Here is a 2468-nt window from a genome sequence, read left to right as displayed (position 1 = left end):
ACGGGGTCGACCGGCGGCGGGACTTGAAACGCGGGAACCCCACCCGCCGCCCGGCACGCTTACCGGTGCGGGAGTCCGACCAGTTCTTCAACCCCCGGGTCAGCGCGTCCAGGCCGGTGTTGAACGCCTCCTTCGAACACTCGGCCCACCACGGCGCCACGCCGGCCTTCGCCTGATTCCAGGCTCTACGCAGCGCGGGCAGCGACCAGCCCTGCGTCGGGGTCAGGTCCACCTCGTCGATGCCATAAGTGCGTTCGGCGGCCCGCTGATCCATCACCGCCTTGACCCGGGCCAGCGCCCAGTTGTGCGCCACCCGCGCCGCCCCCGCATGCGCGAGCACCGCCCGCTCCTGGCGGGGTGTCAGGTCCAACGCGAACCGGTACGCCTGCACCACGCTCAACCGCTCCCGGCCCGCCACGCCCAGCACCGTAACCACCCGGTACGACATTCATCCGCAACCACCACGATCCCGCCCCCACCACAGCGCGCCGCCGACCACCCCCTCACGACGCACCACCCACACCCCAAGCCACTCCTCCAAGGCCACCAACACACACCAGCCGGGAACACTCGACAGCCCTCGCTGGCCGTCACGCCAGCGCCTTCCCGTCTCGGCCGTTCCGGTGCCGCCATCCAGCCAGTGACCGGTCAGCAGGGTAGGAGCAGGAGACCCTGGAGGCAGGCGAGCGCCAGCCCGCCTTTGGACAACCGGCCCGCCTGTCCGAACGGGGCGGGACAAGCTCTCAGCATGGACAACCCGCGGCAGGCCATGTGTTACAGGCGAGCGGCTTCGTGGGGCCGGCGCCGAGCGGACGGTCGACCGGCTCGGCGAGCCGGGCCGCCGCCCTCGACGCCGGTGACAGCCGAAGCGGATCGGCCGGTTAAGCGCATGATCGACTCCGGATCGCCGATATGGGGGAGTCAGCTGGACTTGGTAGACCCCCACGTTGGCGTCCTTGAATGGATCATCGCCCGGACGCGAGCCAGCGTGCCAGCGTGCCACCCACGGGCCTGAGCGAGCCAGCGGACCGACGGACGCGGGCCAGGCGAGACAGCTGGGTCAGGACGAGGAGCTGGAGGTGCTGGCGGCCGGGGTCTTGGTGGTTCCGCCGCTGGTCGAGCTGGACGAGCCGTTCGACGTGCTGGTCGAGGAACTGCTCGAGGAGCCGGAGTCGCCGCCGGAGGTGGACTCCGACTTCGCCGGCTTGCTCGGGGTGCCCGCCGGGGTGTCCGAGCCCGACGAACGCGAGTCGGTGCGGTAGAAGCCCGGGCCCTTGAAGACGATGCCGACCGAGTTGAAGACCTTGCGCAGCCGCCCCTCACACGCGGGGCACTCGGTCAGCGGCTCGTCAGAGAAGGACTGCACCGCCTCGAGCTGGTGGCCGCACGCGGTGCAGGCGTACTGGTACGTGGGCACGTTCTCCTCCGGATCTGGCACGGCCGGTTGGCACTCGACGTATTCGAGTGCATGGTGCGTCATCGGGCCCGGGTTCGTCCAGCGGAAGCGGGCGGTCCCACACCGGGTGCCTCCGCAAGGGTACGCAGCCCGTCGGCGGGCGTGATCACGGCGCGTACCGGCCGGTCGTGCGGCTGGGCGGGGACGCTCGCCACCAGCTCCCCGTCGTGCAGCAGCGCCACCGTGACGGTCGTCACGGGCACCCGGGCCAGCGCCCGGTCGTACGAGCCGCCGCCGCGGCCCAGCCGCAGCCCCCGGTGGTCCACCGCGAGGGCCGGAACGACCACCAACCCGGCGTCGGCCACCGCGGACCGCCCCAGCCGGGGTCCGACGGGCTCACGCAGCCCACGCCCGGCCGCCACCAGCGACTCCGGGTCCGTGTACGCCGCCCAGTCCAGGTCCAGGTCGTCGCGGAGCACCGGCAGCAGCAGCTCGGCCGCCGGCTCCAGCGCCGCCCGCAGCACCGCCGGCAGGTCCGGGCCGCCCGGTTCCGAGGCGACCGGGACGTACGCGGTCATCCGGGCCGGACGCAGCCGGCGTACCAGGGAGACCAGCTCGGCCTGCACGCGCGCCGCCGCTTCCGCGCGCCGGGCGGCGGTCAGCGACCGGCGGTGGGCGAGAAGTGCGATCCGCATGTCCCGCTTCGCCCCATGCGTCACATCCGCTCCATCAGAAAATTCCGGCACGCAACACTCCTGACGCAACGCTTGCCTCCCCGTCGCTCTGTGTCAGCATCGCAGCATCGGGCGCGGAACTTCCGGGGGGAAGCTTGACGCTACGCGGGCGATTGACGGCGGCCTTCCTCGCGGTGGTGCTCGGCCCCGTCCTGCTCGGCGCGTTCTTCGTCGGCTCGACCATGTCGGCCGTGGACCGGGGCCGCTCCACCGAGCGGCTCGGGCTGGCCGCAGCCGGGGTGCGTACCTCCGTGGACGCGCTGTGCCAGCAGTTGCGCGCGGCGGCCGACGCGGTCGCGCTGGTCGCCGACCCCGCCGCGCGGCCCGGCGCGGCCACC

The 2468-nt window shown here is 72.8% G+C and carries 3 protein-coding genes and 1 pseudogene; 1 reads left to right on the top strand and 3 read right to left on the bottom strand.

The genetic code is table 11. The annotated features are described in order from the left end of the window. The 3 genes from JNW87_RS40335 to JNW87_RS37600 form a co-directional block, all read right to left on the bottom strand. On the bottom strand, positions 1-418 hold a 418-nt coding region (locus JNW87_RS40335), incomplete at its 3' end, for a helix-turn-helix domain-containing protein (RefSeq protein WP_309234159.1). Between the two features lie 642 nt (positions 419-1060). Continuing rightward, entirely contained in the window at positions 1061-1417 is a 357-nt protein-coding gene (locus JNW87_RS37605) for an FmdB family zinc ribbon protein (RefSeq protein WP_109799961.1), read from the bottom strand. 59 nt (positions 1418-1476) lie between these two features. After that, entirely contained in the window at positions 1477-2142 is a 666-nt protein-coding gene (locus JNW87_RS37600) for a 5-formyltetrahydrofolate cyclo-ligase (protein WP_109799953.1), read from the bottom strand. Between the two features lie 83 nt (positions 2143-2225). Here JNW87_RS37600 and JNW87_RS37595 point away from each other — a divergent pair. Beyond that, positions 2226-2468, top strand: a pseudogene (locus JNW87_RS37595) (diguanylate cyclase); the annotation flags it as partial.

This window comes from Micromonospora sp. ATA51 (genome assembly GCF_016802855.1).
Taxonomy (GTDB): domain Bacteria; phylum Actinomycetota; class Actinomycetes; order Mycobacteriales; family Micromonosporaceae; genus Micromonospora; species Micromonospora sicca.
Note: the sequence above shows the minus strand (reverse complement) of the source record. Positions and strands in the feature narration are given on the sequence as shown.